Source organism: Corynebacterium sp. Marseille-P8863 (assembly GCF_946902955.1).
GTDB lineage: Bacteria > Actinomycetota > Actinomycetes > Mycobacteriales > Mycobacteriaceae > Corynebacterium > Corynebacterium gottingense.
In genome coordinates this window covers 1-20,672 of sequence record NZ_CAMPQC010000003.1, presented here as the reverse complement: position 1 = coordinate 20,672, position 20,672 = coordinate 1, and the positions used below count along the sequence as shown (strand labels likewise).

The 20,672-nt window shown below is 65.1% G+C and carries 18 protein-coding genes and 1 pseudogene; 11 read left to right on the top strand and 8 right to left on the bottom strand.

Going from position 1 to position 20,672, the window contains the following annotated elements; genetic code table 11:
• The first annotated feature begins 20 nt into the window (after positions 1–20).
• From OVO38_RS02385 to OVO38_RS02375, 3 genes are all read left to right on the top strand, one after another.
• The gene (locus OVO38_RS02385) at positions 21–2,060 is read left to right on the top strand and encodes a DEAD/DEAH box helicase (protein ID WP_095535089.1); all 2,040 of its coding nucleotides are present in this window, start codon (positions 21–23) and stop codon (positions 2,058–2,060) included.
• A 202-nt stretch (positions 2,061–2,262) separates the two neighbouring features.
• A complete protein-coding gene (locus tag OVO38_RS02380; RefSeq protein ID WP_267207684.1) occupies positions 2,263–3,075 on the top strand; it encodes a hypothetical protein in 813 nt (270 codons plus the stop codon).
• A gap of 58 nt (positions 3,076–3,133) precedes the next feature.
• On the top strand, positions 3,134–4,051 hold the full coding sequence (locus OVO38_RS02375; RefSeq protein WP_267207683.1) for a trypsin-like serine protease: 918 nt from the start codon (positions 3,134–3,136) through the stop codon (positions 4,049–4,051).
• 61 nt (positions 4,052–4,112) lie between these two features.
• On the opposite strand, the gene OVO38_RS02370 is transcribed toward OVO38_RS02375, so the two are convergent.
• Genes OVO38_RS02370 through putP form a run of 3 tightly spaced genes read right to left on the bottom strand, consistent with a single transcriptional unit; the run spans position 4,113 to position 6,900 of the window.
• A complete protein-coding gene (locus OVO38_RS02370; RefSeq protein ID WP_267207682.1) occupies positions 4,113–4,595 on the bottom strand; it encodes a DUF2269 domain-containing protein in 483 nt (160 codons plus the stop codon).
• Positions 4,596–4,628: 33 nt separating this feature from the next.
• On the bottom strand, positions 4,629–5,288 hold the full coding sequence (locus tag OVO38_RS02365) for a GmrSD restriction endonuclease domain-containing protein (RefSeq protein WP_267207681.1): 660 nt from the start codon (positions 5,286–5,288) through the stop codon (positions 4,629–4,631).
• 49 nt (positions 5,289–5,337) lie between these two features.
• Complete coding sequence (gene putP, locus OVO38_RS02360) at positions 5,338–6,900, bottom strand: sodium/proline symporter PutP (protein WP_416358562.1); 1,563 nt, start codon at positions 6,898–6,900, stop codon at positions 5,338–5,340.
• Between the two features lie 155 nt (positions 6,901–7,055).
• Between putP and OVO38_RS02355 the strand changes: the two genes are divergently transcribed.
• From OVO38_RS02355 to OVO38_RS02330, 6 genes are all read left to right on the top strand, one after another.
• The gene (locus OVO38_RS02355) at positions 7,056–10,169 is read left to right on the top strand and encodes a DEAD/DEAH box helicase (protein ID WP_267207679.1); all 3,114 of its coding nucleotides are present in this window, start codon (positions 7,056–7,058) and stop codon (positions 10,167–10,169) included.
• The gene (locus OVO38_RS02350) at positions 10,170–10,991 is read left to right on the top strand and encodes a hypothetical protein (protein WP_267207678.1); all 822 of its coding nucleotides are present in this window, start codon (positions 10,170–10,172) and stop codon (positions 10,989–10,991) included.
• Between the two features lie 84 nt (positions 10,992–11,075).
• Positions 11,076–12,263 (top strand): metallophosphoesterase family protein, encoded by a 1,188-nt coding sequence (locus OVO38_RS02345; protein ID WP_267207677.1) that lies wholly within the window; start codon positions 11,076–11,078, stop codon positions 12,261–12,263.
• A gap of 4 nt (positions 12,264–12,267) precedes the next feature.
• Complete coding sequence (locus OVO38_RS02340) at positions 12,268–14,937, top strand: AAA family ATPase (RefSeq protein ID WP_267207676.1); 2,670 nt, start codon at positions 12,268–12,270, stop codon at positions 14,935–14,937.
• Between the two features lie 79 nt (positions 14,938–15,016).
• Complete coding sequence (locus tag OVO38_RS02335; RefSeq protein WP_095535079.1) at positions 15,017–15,541, top strand: MarR family winged helix-turn-helix transcriptional regulator; 525 nt, start codon at positions 15,017–15,019, stop codon at positions 15,539–15,541.
• Between the two features lie 106 nt (positions 15,542–15,647).
• Positions 15,648–15,866, top strand: coding sequence for a PspC domain-containing protein (locus OVO38_RS02330; RefSeq protein ID WP_095275938.1), 219 nt, complete (start codon positions 15,648–15,650; stop codon positions 15,864–15,866).
• Positions 15,867–15,950: 84 nt separating this feature from the next.
• Here OVO38_RS02330 and OVO38_RS02325 read toward each other — a convergent pair whose 3' ends face one another.
• From OVO38_RS02325 to OVO38_RS02310, 4 genes and pseudogenes are all read right to left on the bottom strand, one after another.
• On the bottom strand, positions 15,951–16,886 hold the full coding sequence (locus tag OVO38_RS02325; RefSeq protein WP_267207675.1) for a hypothetical protein: 936 nt from the start codon (positions 16,884–16,886) through the stop codon (positions 15,951–15,953).
• Positions 16,887–18,012: 1,126 nt separating this feature from the next.
• Positions 18,013–18,150 (bottom strand): annotated as a pseudogene (locus OVO38_RS02320) (hypothetical protein); the annotation flags it as partial.
• A gap of 26 nt (positions 18,151–18,176) precedes the next feature.
• A complete protein-coding gene (locus OVO38_RS02315; RefSeq protein WP_267207674.1) occupies positions 18,177–18,530 on the bottom strand; it encodes a Shedu anti-phage system protein SduA domain-containing protein in 354 nt (117 codons plus the stop codon).
• A 20-nt stretch (positions 18,531–18,550) separates the two neighbouring features.
• On the bottom strand, positions 18,551–18,910 hold the full coding sequence (locus tag OVO38_RS02310) for a hypothetical protein (RefSeq protein WP_239241858.1): 360 nt from the start codon (positions 18,908–18,910) through the stop codon (positions 18,551–18,553).
• Positions 18,911–19,013: 103 nt separating this feature from the next.
• Here OVO38_RS02310 and cmtR point away from each other — a divergent pair, with 103 nt between their 5' ends.
• Both cmtR and OVO38_RS02300 read left to right on the top strand, forming a co-directional pair.
• Positions 19,014–19,373 carry a Cd(II)/Pb(II)-sensing metalloregulatory transcriptional regulator CmtR gene (gene cmtR / locus OVO38_RS02305; protein ID WP_095275948.1) on the top strand — a complete coding sequence of 120 codons (360 nt, stop codon included), beginning with the start codon at positions 19,014–19,016 and terminating at the stop codon, positions 19,371–19,373.
• Positions 19,370–19,972, top strand: coding sequence for a cadmium resistance transporter (locus OVO38_RS02300; protein ID WP_095535075.1), 603 nt, complete (start codon positions 19,370–19,372; stop codon positions 19,970–19,972). The genes cmtR and OVO38_RS02300 overlap by 4 nt, the downstream gene beginning before the upstream one ends.
• Positions 19,973–20,406: 434 nt before the next feature.
• On the opposite strand, the gene OVO38_RS02295 is transcribed toward OVO38_RS02300, so the two are convergent.
• Positions 20,407–20,672: transposase (locus OVO38_RS02295; protein WP_267207673.1), on the bottom strand; the 266-nt coding region annotated here is incomplete at its 5' end.

The window sequence follows — 20,672 nt, the reverse complement described above, 5'->3', positions numbered from 1 at the left end:
TGGCGTACGCTGGTGAAGCAATGAGCAATTCCGAAAACGCGACCGGCAGCGAAAATGGGCCGGATATGAACTTGTCGGAAACTCAGAACACCCCGCAGGATGTCGCAGCGGACGCAGTTGAGCCTGCCGCTGCAGAAGACACCAGGGATGCGGGTTCCTCTGAGCACACCGGCGCTTCTGTGCAGAAGACTGCAGAAGCCACCGAGAACGTAAATACTGAAGCAACGACGCCGAACGAGTCCAGCGAGGAGAATGCAGAGCCGGAAAACGGCTTCACCACGCTGAGCCTGCCGGACAACGTGATCGCGGCAGTGAAGAAGGTCGGCTTTGAAAAGCCGTCCGCAATCCAGGCGGAGACGATTCCGCTGCTGATGCAGGGCCGCGACGTCGTCGGCCTGGCGCAGACCGGTACGGGCAAGACCGCAGCGTTTGCGCTGCCGATCCTGAGCCGCATCGACACGAGCAAGCGGTACCCGCAGGCACTCATCCTCGCGCCGACGCGCGAGTTGGCGCTGCAGGTGTCCGATTCCTTCCAGTCCTTCGCTGACCACCTGGGCGGCGTGCACATCCTGCCGATTTACGGCGGGCAGGCGTACGGCATCCAGCTGTCTGGCCTGCGCCGCGGCGCGCAGATCATCGTGGGCACCCCGGGCCGCGTCATCGACCACCTGGAGAAGGGCTCGCTGGACATCTCCAGCCTGCGCTTCCTGGTGCTGGACGAGGCCGACGAGATGCTCAACATGGGCTTCCAGGAGGACGTCGAGCGCATCCTGGAGGACACGCCGGACGAGAAACAGGTGGCCTTGTTCTCCGCGACAATGCCGAAGGCGATCCGCCGGATTTCCCGCGACTACCTCAACGACCCCGAAGAGGTCACCGTCAAGTCGGAGACCCGAACGAACACCAACATCACGCAGCGCTACCTGTTCACGGCGCACCGCAACAAGCTCGACGCGATCACCCGCATCCTTGAGGTGACCGAGTTTGAGGCGATGATCGTCTTCGTCCGCACGAAGAACGAGACCGAGGAGCTGGCCGAGAAGCTGCGCGCCCGCGGATTCTCCGCCGCCGCCATCAACGGCGACATTGCGCAGCAGCAGCGCGAGCGCACGGTGGATCAACTGCGCGACGGCCGCCTGGACATCCTTGTGGCCACCGACGTCGCCGCCCGCGGCCTCGACGTCGAGCGCATCTCGCACGTGCTCAACTTTGACATCCCGAACGATACCGAGTCGTACGTCCACCGCATCGGCCGCACCGGCCGCGCGGGTCGGTCCGGCGAGGCGATCCTCTTTGTCACCCCGCGCGAGCGTCGCATGCTGCGCTCCATCGAGCGCGTGACCAACGCGAAGATCGAAGAGATGGACCTGCCCACCGTGGACGAGGTCAACGAGAGCCGCAAGGCGAAGTTCATGGACTCCATCACCGAATCCCTCGAGGCGTCCGACCTGCAGATCTTCAAATCCATGGTGCGCGAGTACTCGGCGGCGAACAACGTGCCGATGGATGACATCGCCGCAGCGCTCGCCACGCAGGCGCTTGCGGGCGACGAGTTCCTCATGAAGGAGCCGCCGAAGGACAAGCGCGACCGGCGCGATCGCGACCGTTGGGATCGCGACGACCGTGGTGGGCGCGGCCGTCGCGGACGTGACGACCGTGACGATCGCGGGCGCGGCAAGCGCCGCCACAACGACAGCGAGAACTTTGACACCTACCGTCTGGATGTGGGCAAGCGCCAGCACGTCCGGCCGGGTGCCATCGTCGGCGCGCTGGCGAACGAGGGTGGCCTCAATTCCAAGGACTTCGGCCGCATCACCATCGGTGGAGACTTCACCCTGGTGGAGCTGCCGAAGCAGCTGGACAAGAAGGTCCTGGACCGGCTCTCCGACACCCGGATTTCCGGTCAGCTGATTAACATCCAGCGCGATCACGGCGCACCCCCGCGCGACCGAGGCGGTCGCGGGCGCCGCGGTGGCTTCGGCGACCACAAGGATCGCCGGGACAAGTTCCGCGGCGATCGCCGCGACAGGGGCGGGCGCGGTAAGCGTCACTGGGACTAGGCCCTTGCTGCGGAAACGGGGCCGGTGAGCACAGCGCTCGCCGGCCCCGTTGCGCTTTCCGGGGTGGTTTCAATGCAGGCCACACCCGCACAGTAGAGTGAGATGGACTTCACTGCCTCCACTGCGAAAGGGTGCCATGTTCGGACTTCACCGGGGAACGCATCGCGCGCTGACAGGACTGTCAGCGCCATCAGGAAGCCGGGTGGCGCGAGCCGTTGTGGGGTGCGTGCTCGGGGCGATGGCGGTGGCGTCGATAAGCGTGCAGCCCGCCACGGCCCAGCCGGTGGTGGCGCAGGGGTCCGTGGTGGTCGTTGAGGGCGGGGGAAAGTGCACGGTGGGCTTCAGCGATCCCGCGCACCAACGCAGCCTGATCGCGGCGCACTGCGGGCGCGAGGGCGGCAGGGTGGCCATCGTGGACCCCGCGACCGGCGCGTCGAGCGGCCTCGTCGGAACGTTCTTCCGCTCGAAGGCGTTCGACTCGCGCCTGGGCAATGACTGGGCGGCGATCCAGTGGGACCCGGGCGTGGCGATCGGGGGAAATGGGTACTCGGGTAACGGCTGGGTGCACCCGAACGACATCGCGCTCGGCGAGCCGGTGTGCTACCACGGCAACACCAGCCACGGCGGCGGGAGCGAGACCTGCGGAAAGTTCGCGGGTTCGGTGGGGAACACGTTCTTTGTGGATGCCCCGCTCACCCGCGCCGGCGACTCCGGCGGGCCCGTGTGGGTGCCGGGGCGCGGCTTCGTCGGCGTGATTTCCAGCCAGTGGGCGGCTCGCCAGCTCCCCGTGGTCGGTGGCGCCAACTTCGTCGTTGGCGTTGTGCCAAGCGACGGCCCGGCGGTGTCGCAAACGCAGCTGATGGGGCTGTACATGGAGAACCTGGCTGCCCCGGTGTCGCGCGGCGGGTCCTCGGTCGGTCCGGCGGGGGAGCTGCTCCGCCGGGCGGTCAGTACTGTGTTTGGGGTATTTTCCCGCTTCGGTCTGCCGGAACCGGCCTCTGTGCACTACACTTAGGAGATATTCGGGCGAATTGCAGTTCGCTTCCAGTTTTCTCCAATGCTAGGTGGACCCCATGTCTTCTTCCCGTTCCCTGCTCGCCGCCGCGCTCCTCACCTCAACCCTGCTCGTGCCCGCCCCGGCAGGGGCCGCGCAGCTCGACTCGCCCGTTCAGGGCTTGGCCATCGGGACGAGCATCGGGTGGTGCACCCTGGGCTACAACGACAAGGACCAGCACATCAGCTACACCGCCGCGCACTGCGGCAAGGAGGGTGACCGCGTCCACCTCGTGGACCGCGCCACCGGGAAGCAGTCCAAGGACATGGGCACGTTCCGGCCGTCGACCAAGTACGACGGGGCCTTCTCTAACGACTGGGGCTATATCGAGTGGGACCGCGACGTGCGCTTGGGCGACAACGTCTACTCAGGGGATACGATCGTGGCTCCGTCCGCGGTAAAGCGCGGGGCGAAGGTGTGCTACCACGGCGAAACGTCGCACCTGGGCACCGATGAAATCAGCTGCGGCACCTTCTACCGCGCGGTGAACGAGAGTTTCACGCTGCGCGGATCCACGTGGCAGCAGGGCGATTCCGGTGGCCCGATCTGGGTGGAGGGCCAGGGCTTCTTGGGCGTGACATCGGTCGGCCCGGCGGACCCGAACAGCGTCGGCGAGGCCTGGCTTGGCCCGGTGCACGTGAAGGGGAAGCCGATGGGCTGGGGAGCAGCGCCTCGCGACGGCCGCGCGATCACCTCCGAGCAGGCCAGCCGAGAGTTCTTCGCCGCCGCCGGCCTGGACGAGGCCGGGCTGTACGACGGCGTCATTGATAAGAGCACTGCCGGTTCGTCCGGATCCTCGGAGAACGGGTCTAGTGCTGAGTCCGGCGCTGCGTCCAGCTCGGAGAAGTCGCCGGGCGAGATCCTGGCCATCGTGGTGCCCATCCTCGCTGTCGTGGTGCCGCTGCTCGCCCAGCTTGCCCAGGCCTTTATGAAGTAGCCGCGCGTTCAGGGGCACGAAAAAGCCCCGCGCGAGGCGGGGCAGATGCGTTCCGGGTGGGTTAGACCGGCGCCGACAGGAACATCAGCACGAAGGTGAGCAGCCAGAGCAGGTTGAAGATGCCGGAGCCAGCGGTGGCAGTGGCCTTGGCCTTCTCAAAGTTCGGCGCAACGTCCGAGGCGTCGCCTTCCGCAGGGGAGAGCGCGCCGAGCGAGCCCATCATCTTGCGCTGCTGCGGGATGACCAGGAAGAACAGCAGGCCCCACGCGATCACGGACAGGATGATCGCGGTGTGCAGGAAGTAGTTGGTCTTGTAGGTGCCCCAGTCGGAGGCCATGACGACCGCGCCGAGCAGCGGGACCAGGACGGAGAGCATGCCGTAGGTGGTCGTCACCTTGTGCAGGACGGATGCGCGGCCGGTTGCTTCCTCGCCGCCGTTGCGCGATTCTGCGGCTTGCTTGGGGAACATGGACGTAGAGACAACGACGGGGCCGAGCAGAATGATCGCGGCCACGACGTGCAGGGCGGTGAAAAAGGTAACCATGGTGACTTACTGTAATGGACACGTGCACGATCGTCACAGTTCGCGGCCAGCGTTTTGCACATGGACTTGGGATCCATTCAGCGAGCGGGCGCCGGTGAGGCCGGAAAACCCTGCACATGAGCGTCGCATAGCGCGCAAATCCTCGGCGGGAAGCGCGAGGTGATACGCCTGCGCCACGTCCGCGAGCCGGTGCGAGTACGCGCACCGCTTCCTCCGTGCGGGCGGCATCCACTCGCTGGGCAGCTGGTCCGACTTCTCCTGGTTCGCCGCGGCGGACACGACGACGAGGTTGCGCGGGTCGTTGGCAAAGGCGATGCGCGTGCGACGCGGCCACGCGTGCGCGCCGAGATCCCACGCGGCGGACAGCGGGATGAGGTGGTCGAGCTCGACATCCGCGGGAGTGATCGCGGTGCCCGTGTAGGGGTCGTCGATCGGCGCGGCGCCCCAGCTCGTGTGCGGGGTCGAGCAGCTTATCGACGCCACACCATCCCCGCCGAACGCCACCGCCAACGCCTCCGTGCGGGTGGTGCACCCGTTGCCGGTGTCCGCCCAGCCCTGCCCGAACTCCTCGCGCGAGTAGCCGAGCACGGTGGCCCGCGGCGGCCCGGAACCGGCCGCAATGTGCGAGCGCGGGGTGGGAAACGGGGCGATGAACAGTGTGGCAACGGTGAGGAGGGCAAGGTAATAGCGCATACCTTGTTAGACGCGCGCGGGGCGGCACCGGTTCCCACCGCCGCGGAAATTATTTCGCGCGCTGCGTGGCGCCGAGCGCGTCCTCGAACGTGGCCTCGGGGTGGCGCACGGCGTACTCGGTGACGGCGATGGCCTGGTCGAACTCAGACTCCACGCCCGGCTTCGGCTTCGTGGCCAGCGAGACGATCACCATCGCCGCGGTGGCGAGGATGACGCCCGGGACGATCTCGTAGATGGTGTCGGCGAGCACCTCAGTCGAGCCCCACACGAACACGGTGACGGCGCCGACGATCATGCCGGCGATCGCGCCGGGCGCGGTGAGGCGGCGCCAGTAGAGAGACGCGAAAACAACCGGCCCGAAGGCCGCACCGAACCCGGCCCACGCGAATCCGACGAGGCCGAGGATGGTGTCGGAGGGGCGGGCGGCCATGATCATGGCGACGATGGCAATGAGGACGACCATGGTGCGAGACGCGACGAGCAGCGTGGTGTGGCTGGGATCCTTGCGGAAGATGCGGAACAGGTCTTCCACCAGCGCCGACGAAGTGATGAGCAGCTGCGAGGACATGGTGGACATGATGGCGGCCAGCACGGCCGTGAGCACCAAGCCGGCGAGCAGCGGGTGGAAAAGGATGCGGGCGAGGTCCAAGAAGACGGTCTCGTAGCCGGACTGGTCCGTCACCGAGTGCGTGGTTTGGGAGAAGAACATGGTGCCCACCATTGCGGTGAAGACCGCGCCGGCGTAGCAGATGGCCACCCAGATCATGCCCGTGCGGCGCGCCGATGTCGCCTGCGCGGGGGACTTCAGCGCCATGAATCGGGTGACAATGTGGGGCTGGCCGAAGTAGCCGAGGCCCCAGGCGATGTTGCCGATGATGGTCGCGGCGGACACCCCGGCGACCAGGTTGAAGTAGTCGGTGTTGCCCTCCGGCCACGGGCCGTAGGCGTGGTCCGTGGCGTAGGAGAAGATCTCGCCCGGGTTGTCCACGGCGACCAGCGCCATAATGGGCACGGCCAGCAGGGCGAGGAACATGAGTCCGCCCTGGACCACGTCGGTGTAGGAAACCGCAAGGAACCCGCCGATGAAGGTGTAGAGGACCGTGATCGAGCCGACGATGAGCATGCCGACCAGGTAGTTGCCGCCGAAGGTGGACTCGTAGTAGCGCCCGCCCGAGACCATGCCGGAGGAGACGTAGAAGGTGAAAAAGAAGATGATGATCACGGCCGCGACGATGCGCAGGACGCGCGAGGTGTCGCGGGTGCGATTTTCAAAGAAGCTGGGCAGCGTGATCGAGTTGTTGGATACTTCGGAGTAGGCGCGCAGGCGCGGCGCGACCCACTTCCAGTTGGCCCACGAGCCCAGGAACAGGCCGATGACAATCCAGAGCTCGCTCATGCCGGAGACAAAGAGCGCGCCGGGAAGTCCCATGAGCAGCCAGCCGGACATATCTGATGCGCCAGCCGAAAGGCCGGCAACGAAAGGGTTGAGTCCGCGGTCGCCGAGGACATAGTCGTCGTACTTCTGCGTCTGGAGCCACGAGTAGAACCCGATTGTTACCATGACACCGAAGTAGATCACAATGGCCATGACGAGCCAGAAACTCTCAGTCACGTGCATCTCCTTGGGGGTAACTAGGTAATGAGTTGGAAAAAGCGTAACGCAGCACAGATGTGCAATGTGGGGGATTGGACGAAACGTGTGGTCGTCCGCGCCGGCGAGCGAACCTGCGAGCCCGGAAAATTCCTCGGAGTGGTATAAGGGTGGGTATGCCTGAATACCTGCTCCACGGACTTTGGCTGCCGGAGTCCGGGCTCAATGTTTGGATTGAGCAGGTCTCTGGCCACAGAGTTGTCACGATTGATGCCGTCCGCGACGGGACATTCCCGTCACACGTGCAATCGTTGCTGAGCAAGAACCACTTTCGCGGCCGCCAGCGGTTGCAGCTGCAAACGCCGAAGGGCAAAGAGGCGATTCTGCGCGCACCGACGGCGACGTTTTCCCCGAGCACCGCAATCGAGTTCCTCGCCGCGCTGGCGCATCTGGACGAAAGCTCGATGCTCAGCACCGGGGCGCAGCGCGAGACGATCGCCCCGGACCTGCGCTGGCTGGTCCGCGCGTACTTGGGGCTGAACCAATTCGTGCGCGCGGGCCGGGTGACCATCCACGTGCCCCGGCGCGACGGGAACTGGTATGCGCAGTGGCAGCTGGGTACCGGGGTGCAGGAGCGCGGCTGGTTGGCGGAGATGATCGCCGCCGCCCCCGGCGTGCTCTCACTGAACAACCCCAACCTGAGCGAGGATCTCGCGCAGACCCTGACGCACTGGATCGCCACAGCGCGGCTGCAGTCGGTGGGCGTGCCGTCGAGAGTCCGGCCCTACCCGTGGCACGACTTCGTGGCGTCGCTGGTCTTTGGCACCCCGCTGCGCCGCGGGAACGCGTCGCTGGTGCAGCAGATCAACGAGTGGGGCGGCTCCATTACCGCGGTGAACCTGCAGCTAGTCTTCCTCGTGGAAGCCCCCGAGGACGAACCGGAGGACGCCGACGCCGCAGAGGAAGCGGAGGACCTGCAGTGGCCCGTGCGTGTGCAGGTGCGCGCCGGGACGGACGCCCCGCGGCCCGCGCGCCTGTCCGACTTCGATGCCCAGACCGCGCAGACACTGCGCGAGTCCATCGAGGCGGCGATCGACGTCACGGAGTTGGTGGACTCCCGCCGGCACCCGCGCCAGGGGTCGGCGATCCGAGACCGGAATCGGGGCGACTGGGATAGCTTCCTCTCCACCGAGGAGATTGTCCGGTTCGTGGAGACAGAGGCGTCGAAGCTGCGCCAGGCCGGGTTTGCCGTCATGCTGCCCAAGGCGTGGTCCACGGCGGAGACCTCGGCGAAGCTGCACGTGACCCGCCCGGAGAACCCGTACGATTCCTCCACCGTGACCATGATGGGCTTTGACACGCTCGTCTCATACGACTGGCACGTCTCCCTCGGCGATATGGAGCTGACCGACGAGGAGATGGAAAAGCTGGTTCGCTCCAAGTCCGGCCTGGTCAAGCTGCGCGGCGAGTGGGTGCTTGCAGACGGCAAGGACCTGTCGCGCACCAAGCAGTACATGAAGCGGCTGCAGCGCAGCTCGGCCGACAAGGCGCGCCTGGAGGCGGAGGCCGCTGAGACGCGCGCCAAGCTGGCCGAGGCCGCCGGTTCGGACGACGCCGCGGAGCTGCGCAAGCTGGCGGACGAGGCCCGCGCGCGCTACGAGGAGCTCGCTGACGACGAGACCAAGGGGCAGGTGTCCGCCGCCGAGTTGCGCCAACTCGCGCTCGAGACGGCGACGGAATCGCCCGTGGAGTTCTCCGGCTCGACGTGGTTTACCTCGCTCGTCGGCGGCCAGGACCGGCCCGCCCCGGAGCGCGTGGACATCCCCGAGGCAGTGCACGCGGAGCTGCGCGAATACCAGCGTCGCGGCGTGGACTGGCTCTACTACATGTCGCGCAACAACCTCGGGGCAGTGCTTGCCGACGACATGGGGCTGGGCAAGACGCTGCAGCTCCTCGCCCTGCTCGCGGTAGAGGAGGCAGCGGGCCGCCGCACCGGGCCGACGCTGGTGGTTGCCCCGACCTCGGTCGTGGGCAACTGGGCGCGCGAGGCCGCCCGCTTCGTCCCGGGGATGAAGGTGGTGGTCCACCACGGCGCGAACCGGTCCAAGGGCGACGAGCTGTTTGCCAAAGCAGACGAGGCGGATCTGGTGATTACCTCCTACGGCGTGGTCGGGCGAGACTTCACGGATTTGGCCCGGGTGCAGTGGGATCACGTGGTGTGCGATGAGGCCCAGGCGATTAAGAATTCGGGGACGCAGGCGTCGAAAAGCGTGCGGGCGATCCCCGCGCGACACCGCATTGCGCTGACGGGTACCCCGATTGAAAATAAGCTGTCCGAGCTGCGCAGCCTGCTGGACTTTGTGAACCCGGGGATGCTGGGCTCGCAGGCGTTTTTCCGCAACCACTTTGCCAAGGCGATCGAGTCCCGGCGCGACGAAGGCCTGGCCGATGAGATGGGCGAGCGGCTGCAGCGGCTCACGGCGCCGTTTATCCTCCGGCGCGTGAAGACGGACGCCGCGATTATCGACGACCTGCCGGAAAAGAGCGAGCACGTCGTCGCCGTGGAGATGACGCAGGAGCAAGCGGCCCTGTACACGGCGCTGGTGAACGAGATGAAGCAGCAGCTCGAGCAGCGCAAAGGGATGGCGCGCCGCGGGCTGGTGCTGGCCACGATCACGCGCATCAAGCAGATCTGCAACCACCCGGCCCACTTTCTCGGCGATGGCTCGCCGGTGACCATCCGGGGCGCACACCGCTCGGGCAAGGTAACCAAGCTCATGGAGCTCCTGCACCAAGCGGTGGAGCGCGACGAGCGCGTCCTGATCTTCACCCAATACAAGGCGTTCGGCGACTTACTGCAGCCGTACCTGTCGGACCAGCTGGGCGAACAGGTGCCGTTCCTGCACGGCGGGGTGGGCAAGAGCGCCCGCGACGCGATGGTGGAACAGTTCCAGCGCGACGACGGGCCGCGGGCGATGCTGCTCAGCTTGAAGGCCGGCGGTACCGGGCTGAACCTCACCGCCGCCTCCGTGGTGATTCACATGGACAGGTGGTGGAACCCGGCGGTGGAGAACCAGGCGACGGACCGCGCGTTCCGCATCGGGCAGCGCCGGGACGTGACCGTGTACAAAATGATCACCAAGGGCACGATGGAGGAGTCCATTCAGGACGTCCTGGACGGCAAGATGCACCTGGCCGGCGCGGTGGTCGGCGAGGGCGAGGGGTGGATCACGGAGCTGGACACCGAGGATCTGGCCCGCCTGATCAGCTTCCGAGGGAGGACCGAGTAAGTGGCAGGGAAGAAGCGTCCGAGCGAGGACAACGTCATCTACGCCAACTTTGGCGAGCGCCGCCGCGTCTCGTCCGCGGAGGAGACCGGCGAAAAGGTGCTGTCCGCGCGCGCTGTATCGACGATGTCGGCGCCCGCGCAGCGCGTGGTCAACGCGGCGCTGCGCAAGACGGACCTGGGCCGGGCGAACCGCGGGCGCGACTACGCTTCCAAGGGCCACGTGGTGAACCTGGAGTTCAACAACGCGCGGATCAACGCCTCCGTGGTAGGCAGCCAAAACTACCCGTTCGAAGTCTCGATGATGCTGCCGTTCCGCGCGCCACGCGAGGTGCGCGTTGCGGTCGGCGAGCTGGCGCGCAACCCGGGAGCGCTCGAGCGCGCGATGCAAGGCGACTTCCCGGACACAGTGTTGGACGTGATGCTTTTCTCCAACCCAAACGAGGTGTATTTCTCCTGCACGTGCCCGGACAGCGCGTCCGTGTGCAAGCACGCGGTGGCGCTGGCCCAGGTGGCGGCGTCGCGCGTGCACACCACGCCGTCGCTGGTGTTTACGCTGCGCGACCTGAGCATGGCGTCGGTGGAGCAGGCGGTGCGCGAGGAGGCGACGTCCATCGCGCGGGAGAACACCGAGCCGGGATCCAAGTACTTCTGGGCTGGGCGGGACCTGCCGCCGCTGCCGCACCCGAAGGTGGCCCCGATGATTGATGATTCGGACACGGGGCTGCTGCACCGGGCGATGCAGACGGTGTCTTTTACCAACATCGATCAGCTGCGCGCGGTCTCTGACATCACCGAGCTGTACGATGACCTCACCACCGATTAAACTGCCTGCTCAACACGGCGGTTTGGAATATAAGTTCTATGTTGGTAGGGCGGGTGTCCGGTCGGCCTGGTAGTTGTGTAAAGCATGACGCACACAACATTTATCCATAGCTCCGATTTGCAGATCGGTATGACCCGAAAGTTCTTAAGCCCCGAGGCCCAGGCTCGTTTTGACGAATCTCGGGAGCGCTCCATCGACGCGCTGGGGAACCTGGCGCGCGATCGCGGCGCGGAGTTTATTGTGATTGCCGGCGATGTCTTCGAACATAATTCGCTGGAGGAACGCACGCTTGGCCGCGCGCTCGAGGCGTTGCGCCGCCTGCCGGTCCCGGTCTTCTTACTCCCGGGTAACCACGATCCGCTCGTTGCGGATTCAATTTTTAGCCGCACGGAGGACATCGAGAACGTTACCGTCCTCTCGTCCTCGGAGCCGATCGAGGCGGTGGACGGGGTCGACATCGTCGGCGCGCCGCTGCTGACCAAATATCCCTCGGACGACCTGTGCGCGCAGGCGGTCCGCGCCCTCGAGCCTTCGGACCGGGTCCGCATCCTCGTCGGCCATGGCCAGGTGGAGGGCTTTGGCACGGATGATGACGAAGCCTTGATCCACCTCGACCCCCTCGAAGATGCTCTCTCGCGCGGAGTGATTGATTACGTCGCCCTGGGTGACTCGCACTCGACGGCCTCGCTGGGCTCCTCCGGCAAGGTGTGGTTCTCCGGAGCCCCGGAAACCACAGACTACGCGGAGCGCTCGGGCACTTCGGGCCCCGCGGGCTCCTCGGGCTTCTCGGGCGCTGTGGCTGGCGGCGAATCCGACTCCGGCAACGCCCTGGTGGTCACGGTGACCAAGGACGGCGGTGCCTCCGAGGTGTCCGTGGACAAGGTACGCACCGGGATTTGGACGTTCGACGCGCTCGGCTGGGAGGTGACCGACGCCGACGACGTCGCCGAGGTCATCGACCAGCTGCGGGCGTACCCCGACAAGGACCGCACGGTGATTAAGTACGCGCTCACCGGAACGTTGGGGCTCGAAGCGACCCGCACGTTGGCGCGCGAACTGGCAGCGCTCGAGCCGGTGTTCGCCGCGTTGTACGAGCGGGACCGGCTTATGGACTTGCACCTTGAGCCGGGGGAGGAGGAGCTAGACAACCTCCCGCTGACCGGCTACGCCAGCCAGGCGATGCACCAGCTCGTCGGCGAGGCCGCGCAGGGCGATCCGACCGCGCGCGACGCCGTCAACCTGCTGTTCCGATTCTCCCAGGAGGCGAAGTAGCCAAATGCGAATCCACTCCCTGACAATCAAGAACTTCCGCGCCATCGACCACCTAAAGCTGGAGAACTTGCCCGATACGGGCGTGGTGATCGTCCACGGGCCGAACGAGGCGGGCAAGTCGACCATCCTGGACGCGCTCGACCTGGTGCTGCGCGAGCGCTATACCGCCGGCGGCAACAAGGTGGAAAAGTACGCGCCCGTGGGCAAGGACGTGGGGCCCGAGGTCTGGCTCGACGCCACCGTGGGCGAAGTGTCCTTTGTGGTGCACAAGCGCTGGGTGAAGTCGAAGAAGGCGGAGTTGACCGTCCGCGCGCCGCGCCGGGAAAACTTCTCCGGCAGGAAGGCCGACGACGAGCTGTTCCGAATCCTGGACGAGCACCTGGACCGCTCGCTCATGGACACGCTCTTCCTCCGCCAGGGAGACCTGGACCCAGCCGTTGCGGCCGCGGGCGTGCCCTCGATCACCAGGGCGCTCGACGGCAGCGACGAGCAGGGCGACTCCGCCACCGAGGACACGAAGCTCATGCAGGCCGTGGAGGATGAGTACGCCAAGTACTGGTCCAACAGCACGCCGCCGAAGCCGAAGAAGGCGGTGAAGCAGCTGGAAAAAGACGTGGAGGCCGCTGCGGCAGCGCGCGATGCGTGCGTCGCCGAAGTGGAGCGCCTCAGCGCGTTTGTGGACGAGGTGTCGCGCCGCGAGGAGGAGATCGCCCAGGTCGACGCGGAGCTCCCGGGGGCGCAGGCCGACCTGGCCGAGCGCGAAGAGGACGCGACCAAGGCGAAGGAACTCGCCGAAAAGGTGGCGGACGCGCAGAAGAAGTACACGCAGGCAGCAACTGAGGTGCAGCGCGCCGAGAGGGACTTGGCCGCACGTGCCGCGCTGGCCGAGCGCGTCGATACCCTGCGCACGGAGCACACCGAGCTGGAACGATCCCTCGAGCCGGCACGAACCGCGAGCGAGGAGGAAGCCGCCAAGCTGGAGCAGCTTCGCACGGCCTCCGCGACGGCCCGCGAAGCGCTCGTCGGCGCCCGGGCCGCGGTGAAGGAGGCGGAGCAGCGCCGCGACGTCGCTCGCGCGACGCACCGCCTCGAGACGCTCAAGGCGCACCTCGCGCGCGTTGACGAAGCGGAGCAGGCATACAAGGAACTGCTGGAGCAGGCGCCGAGCAAGGAGATCACGGAGAAGGCGGTGCGCGCCGCGGAGGCGGCAGAAAACGAGGTGGCGCTGCAGCGGAAGCTCCGCGACGCGGCGTCGGCAAAGCTTGCCATCGCGGGCAAGCAGGGCACCATAGACGTTGATGGGCGGGAGGTGCGCGTTGACGAGGGCACCGAGGTGCAGCTTTTCGACGGCACACAGCTGGCCATCGGCGGCTACGACCTCACCTACCGCGCAGCCCAGGGGGCCAAGGACCCCCGCGAGGCGGTACTGGACGCGGAGGAGGCGCTCGCCGGCCTGCTGGAAGACGCCGGGTGTGAGTCCGTCGACGCGATGCGCGACGCGCGCGACGCGTACAAGGCGCACGAGTCCAAGGTGGAGGCCGCGCGCCGACGGCGCGAGGACGTGCTTGCGGGCACGGACCGCGATACTCTCGTCGCGGAGCGCGACCGCCTCGTGACGGTACTGGAAGAACTGGCCGACGCGGCAGACAGCGCGAGGAGTGAGATCAGCGAGCCCGACGCGGAGGCGGCTGTGAAGGAGGCCAGCGCCGCGCTGGCGAAGGCCGAGCAGGAAGCGGACCACGCCGAGGCAGCGCTGAAGCCCTACGCGGAACAGAAGGCGGCAAAGGAACTCGCGGTGCTTGAAGCCCGCCTCGAGGCGAAGGCGAACGAGATGGCCAACGCCGACAAGGAGTTCCGGGCGGCAGAAACCGCACAGACGCAGCAGGCGCTCGACGAGGCGCTCGCGGCAGCGACCGCGGCGCTGCAATCGGCAAAGCAGGACGCCGACGAGCTCGCCGCCGCCGCGGCCGAGGCGGACGTGGAGCTCACCCAGACGTTGCTTGAGGGCGAGCAGTCCAGGGTTGCCAATATGCAGAAACGGAAGCACGAGGCCACCATTCGCATCACCGAGCTGCGCGGCCGGATCGAACAGGCGGCGGGCGCCGCGGAGAAGGCGGACAAGGCCGAAGCCGTGCTGGACAAGGCGGAGACCGCGCTTGCCAAGGCGACCCGTCGCGCGGACGCGATCCGCCTGTTGCGGGAGACGCTGCACGCGCACCGCGACGCGGCGCGCGCCAAGTACACCAAGCCTTTCAGCGACGCGGTGCGCAAACGGGCCAGCATCATCTACGGCAAGGACGTTGCGTTCAACTTCGGCGACGACCTGCAGATTACGGACCGCTCCATCGGCGAGCAGACCGTGCCGCTGAGCTCCCTGTCTGGCGGCGCGAAGGAACAGCTGGCGCTGCTGACACGGTTTGCCATTGCGGACCTCGTGTCCACCGAGGGGGATTCCGCGCCGGTGCCGGTCGTGGTGGACGATGCACTCGGTGCGACCGACCCGGAGCGCCTGGCCCTGATGAATACCCTGTTTTCTCAAGTGGGGAGGACCGCGCAGGTGCTGGTGCTCACGTGCTTCCCGCAGCGCTTCGACCGCGTTGCCGCTGCTCGGACCGTCCACATCGACGAGCTCAAACAGGCTGGGAGCGCATTCGCGGGCGGGGACGCGGACTAGCGGAAAGGAGAGGAGCGGGAGCGCCCGAACTGAATTCACTTATTTTGTTAGGGCAGTCACATCCGCTATGGTGCAGAGTATGAAACACGATGCCCGCTGGCTGAACGACGAAGAGCAGGAACTCTGGCGCCTCATGCTCGCTGCGTCGCGAAAGGTCTCCCGCGTGCTGGACGACACGTTGCAGGCGGAGTCCGACCTTTCCTCGTCCGAGTTTTCGGTGCTGGTCACACTCTCGGAGGCGGAAAACCAGGCGCTCCGTTTGCGGGACCTATGCAGCGAGCTGGAGTGGGACCGCTCCAGGACCTCCCACCAGGTCACGCGGATGGCAAAGCGTGGTTTGGTGACCAAGGAGAAGAGCCCCGGAGATGCCAGGGGAGTGCTGGTGTGCCTGACATCGGAGGGCATGAGCCGCCTCGAGTCGGCCGCCCCCGAGCACGTGGAAAGTGTCCGCCGAGTGGTGTTTGACCACATGGACCCCAGCACCGTTGGCGCGCTGAAGCAGTTCTTCCAAGGAATCATGGACGTCACCAACGTCCCAGGCTACGCTGACTACCGCGGTGCGCAGCCGATGACGGAGCGCGCTCGCCCGTACAACACCCCCTAGGGGTCAAAGATCGGGGTGTATCTCCGGGGAAACCCCGTTGTCGGCCGCCTCCCAGGCACGTTTAATGGGTGGTGTACCGACAAGGATTTGAGAGAAAGGACCGATCATGACCTACCAGAGCTACAACCCCAACCAAGCCCCGAAGCGCCTGACCCGCTCCATGACCAACAAGATGATCGGTGGCGTGTGCGGCGGATTCGCCGACTACTTCGACATGGACGCCACCGTCATCCGTGTGCTGGCCGTCATCCTGCTCCTGTTTGGCATCTTCCCGATGTTCCTGGCCTATCTCGCCGCCTGGATCATCATGCCGGCTGAGTTCTAGCGGCAGCTTATCGGCGCCCCTGCGGCCTCGACGTATACGATCCGGCACGGCCGCCCCGGACCCCCGCCGGTCTCCCGGGGGACGCTATCCGTAGTTCTCGACAATGTCGACGTAGTTGCTCATCCGGTCTGGGAGTTCGGGGGTGAACCAAGCGCTCACGGTCCGGTCTTCGGGTTTTTCGCAGGTCACCGTTGCCCAGTCGCTGCCCAGACGGCAGTCAAGGTTGTACGTCTCCTTGGTGACGGGGCTTGCGACCGTGACCGCTGCATGCGGCACCTGGGTAACCTCTGAGGACGCCACGTGGGTAACAGTGAATGTGGCTTGCAGTGCGGCATCGAACATCGCGGCGGCGAATTCGCACGAGGTCGCCGAGCCTGCCTTGATCGGAATTCCGGAATCGGTTGTTCCGCAATCGCCGCCGACCTGGCCGACATTGATGTTGTGATTCCCCGCCGGAGGTGCCGGCGCAGCCTCGGGCGCGGGCTGCTCCGGCTGGGCTTCCGGGGCCGCCTCCCCGGCCGGTGGTGCCGTCTCGGCGGGCGTCGGATCCTCGTACTCAGTGACGGTCTGTTTCACCGTCACGGTTTCGGGCGAATCTTGTACCGCATTCGGGGCGCCACATGCGCTGATGGCAAGGCCGGAGGCGAGCAGGAGCGTGCTGGCGAGTCCTCGTTTCATGTTGGTGAGTGTAAGCGAACTTTGAGTAAGGTTGCAGTACTCTGTCAGGCAGCGTTGACGTGTGGTCGGGTGGTCTACCTCTGTGGACACGTTTGTTGTCCGGCGGCCCAGGCTCAGCGACGCCACGCCGATCAGCACCGCGCTGAACGCCAGCAAGCAGACCGCGTCGATGGCGATGCTGCTCTGTGGGAACGCGCTGTGCTCCGTCATCCCTCCGAAGGCCCACAGTGAGCCTTCGACCTCAACGCCGAGCCACGCCACGCACACTCCGACCGTAATCAGCACCTGCACGAATGAGAGCAGCGCGAACGCCAACACATATCCGGCGGATGAATGAGCCACGCGATACGGGCATGGTGAGTGTGCGCTCGAGTGTGCCTCGTCGGCGTTCGCGTAGCGTCGTGATGGACGCGACGAGGAACATCACCTGGAACGGGGACAGCGCAAAGATCGCGTGCGCGAACCCCCGAACGTTGGCGTATCAATGAGCATCCAATATGGCAGCGAAGGCACCACGAAGACCAGCATCAAGGTCTGCGGGTCCCGATGCAGCTGCGTGAGCACTCGCTTAGCGACGGCTAACGTCACCCTCATCGTCCCATCACCGCTCAAAATGCGTCTTCCATCGAATCCGCTCCGGTGCGTTCCAGTACTTCGTCGCGGGTTGCGTGCTCGACGCGTCCCTCATCCACAAAGAGCAGGTGCTCGCTACCCTCCGTCTCGTCTTCAACGACAAGGACACCCGAGCCCCTGTCACCGGATACATCGAGAGGGAGCTTCTCGCTGAGGCGGAAAAATCAAGGCGCGGCACCCCGCCCCACCACCGCAAGCGCGTATGAGGCCGTCATCGACCTCTCAACGGTGCTGCTCGGCGTGCACGTGTCGCGCTACCTCCTTCGTGCTGGTCCGCACGCAGGCATGTCCGTATACGACTTCGGTGGGGTAATGGAGCGGGTGCTCAGAGGCGCGCTGGGGTGGGGACTACCCCGCTGACCCTCGCACGATGAATGTGCCGGAGGGTGATGGATTTCAGGATCACTACCGCCAATGAAGCCAGTGCGCCCCGCTTCGCCAGATACCGATACCGGCATGGCGAGAATGCAGTACAGGGGGGCCAAACGCCTACGCAGGGGCCCGGCGATAACGGCAACAAAAAGAAAGAAGCCCCGAAGTCTCGAGACATAACCGGAACGATGTCTCGAGACTTCGGGGCTTTCACGAAACACCCTGACCAGTTATATCAGATCCGCGGCTACACCCCGGTTACACCGGGTTCCTCCTCCGGTTACACGACAGTAGTCAAGCAAATGCCGCGAGCAGGAACTTCGTCTTAGAACTCAAAGTCAGGAACTTCCGTCTCCGCGCCTTCTCGCTTCTCGGCAAGCTCCACATCCCACCGCGCCCGCTCGACAAGTTCGTCAAAGGTAAGCACCTCCGGTGACTTAAGGTTCGAGCGGAGACTTTCAAAGCTACGGAACTTCGCGTCAATCCGGTTTCCTTGCGAGCTACACAAGTCGCTCATGGAGCCGATCACCAAAAACGAGCGTGGCTCGACCAAATTCGCACCGTCGCCAGTGCTGCCGCCCTCGGTGTCCCTCTTGGGAATCCAGCTAGCGCGGCTCTCTTTGGCGACTAGAACCGTTTCTTGGCCTGGGCTACTGCGCCGAAGAACTCGCGGCTGATCCCGTAAACATCACTGCGGTATTGGTCCCGTGTCAGCAAAGGCGTGTCCGGGTGTTTAATCTCTGCCAGCGCCACTGAACGCAGCAGGCCGTTGGACACTAAGAAGGCGTCGGCACGTTTCCCGGAAGTGTGCAGGTTTGCTCCGCGAACTGTTTGCTCAAGTCTTCCCTCGTCCCAAGTGGTGTAGAGCCCTATCTCCGAGACCAATGCCGAGGACCCATGGGTTGGCTTCGAGAAGGTTCTGCCACGCCTTCTCATCGCCACCCGCCGCGTTTTTCGCTTCGGCAAACGCTTCGTGGTCATCGAGCCACGATTGCATAGTGTTAACGACGTCGCGATGGTTCTTCAGTTCCCTTGATCTCAGCGGCCGAGGTCTCGGCTTCTACGAGTGCCTGGAGCGCCTTAGGGTCTCGCTTGTACAGCCGTTGAAGTTCGCTTTGGTCGGCGATGATGCGGTTGAGAACGCCATCGTCAACCCTGGAGGTTTTCTCGCCGTTAACGGGAATCGAATCGAGGTTGCGGGTCAGGTCGACAATTTTGTTCGAGCCTTCCCGGTTCAAGATGATCAGGTCATCAAGTTTCGGGTCGTTCGGGTCTTTTCTTCGCGCTTGAATTCGGATTTCCCGAACTACGCCCAGTTCACGAACGACATGAACCTTGATCTGGCGACGCTGTTTTCGCAACTTGCCGGAATCTCTGCCACTTCCACTGTCCTTTGAGCAGCGCACACAGCTGCACCGCTACCCGGAATTTGACTAGTTCAGTGCTCGCTGTATAGTTCAGTGCATGCTGACTATTGCTTCACGTCTCGACGTGATGAACCGCCTGGGTCGTGCACTGGCCGACCCCACTCGATCGCGGATCATCTTGACCTTGCTCGACCATCCCGCTTACCCGGCGGAACTGGCTCGAGCTTTGAATCTGACACGCCCGAATGTGTCCAACCACCTGGCATGTCTGCGCGATTGCGGGATTGTCGTCTCCGAGCCCGAGGGGCGTCGGACGCGATATGAGATCGCCGATCCGCACTTGGCGCAGGCGCTGACTGCATTGGTCGATGCCTCCTTGGCAGTAGACGAAGACGCCCCGTGCATCGATCCCGCCTGCTCGCTTCCCGGGTGCTACACAGCTGGGGAGGGCGCATGATCCTCACCGCAGTCTTGCAGGCGATAGGCCTGTTCGCAGCTACCAACATCGACGACATCATCGTGCTCTCTCTCTTCTTCGCGCGAGGGGCAGGCCAGCGCGGCACAACCGCGCGCATTATGGCCGGCCAGTACCTCGGATTTGCCGGCATCCTCGTCGCCGCGATCCTTGTGACCATCGGCGCCGGAGCATTTCTGCCCCCGGCAGCTATTCCATACTTTGGTCTCATCCCTCTGGGCATCGGCCTCTGGGCCGCATGGGAGGCTTGGCGCGGAGACGATGACGACGATGACGACGAGGCCAAGGTTGCCGGCAAGAAGGTCGGCGTTTGGACAGTCGCAGGCGTCACGTTTGCCAACGGTGGCGACAACATTGGCGTCTACACCCCTGTATTCCTCAGCGTGGAACCTCTCGCAGTAGTCGCCTACTGCGTTATCTTCCTCGCGCTCGTTGCGGTCCTGGTGGCCCTGGCAAAGTTCGTCGCCACCCGCCCCCCGATCGCGGAAGTGCTCGAACGCTGGGAGGGCATCCTCTTTCCCGTCGTTCTCATCGGCCTCGGCATCGTGATCCTCGTCAGTGGCGGAGCCTTCGGGCTCTGACGTAGCGGCAGCGTTCCAAACGGTCCTGACCGGGCGCACCCCTCTCGGTTCAGACCCCAACAACTACCCGCAGCCAGTCCTGCGTGATCACAGCAACAAGACCGCTATGACGGGCTGCAAAAACCGCGCCACCAGATGAGTACGGAAACTCTTCCGCGGCTCGGTCCGCGCTCATAAACAATCCGCGCTATAACCCGAGCAGGAACGGCGTTCAGACAAAGAAAAATGACCCCTCCGATGAACGGAGCGGGTCATTTTTGTGTTCGCGGCCGTATTCCTTCGGTCGACAGGAGGTTTCGTGAAACCCCCACTTCACAGCGTGTCCCCGACAGCGTGTCCCCGACAGTGTCCGAAGTCACGACATAGTTGACACGGCGTGCCTGGGGGAACCTTCCTGATGAGAGTGTCCGATTGTTTGTGTGCGGGGGTTTGGTTTACAGGTAGTCCGCGAATCGGTCGGGGTAAGCCACGGCTAGTTGGTTGATGGCTTGTTTCCACCCGGTGGCTTTCGCTCCTTCAATATAGCCGTTGCGCTCAATGTCGCGTTTTGCTTTCTTCGCTCGCTGGGCAGCGCGCTTGTCCTCGATGTTGCAGATCATCAGCCAAAGCGTCTTCAGCGCCGCGGTATCGTTCGGGAACTGACCCCGGTTTCGAGTAGCTTTACGCAGTTCAGCATTCAGCGACTCGATCGAATTGGTGG

What these genes read in the sequence shown, in the direction of transcription:
- OVO38_RS02385 (WP_095535089.1), top strand. Translation starts at nt 21, where the DNA reads ATGAGCAATTCCGAAAACGCGACCGGCAGCGAAAATGGGCCGGATATG.
- OVO38_RS02375 (WP_267207683.1), top strand. Translation starts at nt 3,134, where the DNA reads ATGTCTTCTTCCCGTTCCCTGCTCGCCGCCGCGCTCCTCACCTCAACC.
- OVO38_RS02370 (WP_267207682.1), bottom strand. Translation starts at nt 4,595, where the DNA reads ATGGTTACCTTTTTCACCGCCCTGCACGTCGTGGCCGCGATCATTCTG.
- OVO38_RS02365 (WP_267207681.1), bottom strand. Translation starts at nt 5,288, where the DNA reads ATGCGCTATTACCTTGCCCTCCTCACCGTTGCCACACTGTTCATCGCC.
- OVO38_RS02355 (WP_267207679.1), top strand. Translation starts at nt 7,056, where the DNA reads ATGCCTGAATACCTGCTCCACGGACTTTGGCTGCCGGAGTCCGGGCTC.
- OVO38_RS02345 (WP_267207677.1), top strand. Translation starts at nt 11,076, where the DNA reads ATGACGCACACAACATTTATCCATAGCTCCGATTTGCAGATCGGTATG.
- OVO38_RS02340 (WP_267207676.1), top strand. Translation starts at nt 12,268, where the DNA reads ATGCGAATCCACTCCCTGACAATCAAGAACTTCCGCGCCATCGACCAC.
- OVO38_RS02335 (WP_095535079.1), top strand. Translation starts at nt 15,017, where the DNA reads ATGAAACACGATGCCCGCTGGCTGAACGACGAAGAGCAGGAACTCTGG.
- OVO38_RS02330 (WP_095275938.1), top strand. Translation starts at nt 15,648, where the DNA reads ATGACCTACCAGAGCTACAACCCCAACCAAGCCCCGAAGCGCCTGACC.
- OVO38_RS02315 (WP_267207674.1), bottom strand. Translation starts at nt 18,530, where the DNA reads ATGACCACGAAGCGTTTGCCGAAGCGAAAAACGCGGCGGGTGGCGATG.
- cmtR (WP_095275948.1), top strand. Translation starts at nt 19,014, where the DNA reads ATGCTGACTATTGCTTCACGTCTCGACGTGATGAACCGCCTGGGTCGT.
- OVO38_RS02300 (WP_095535075.1), top strand. Translation starts at nt 19,370, where the DNA reads ATGATCCTCACCGCAGTCTTGCAGGCGATAGGCCTGTTCGCAGCTACC.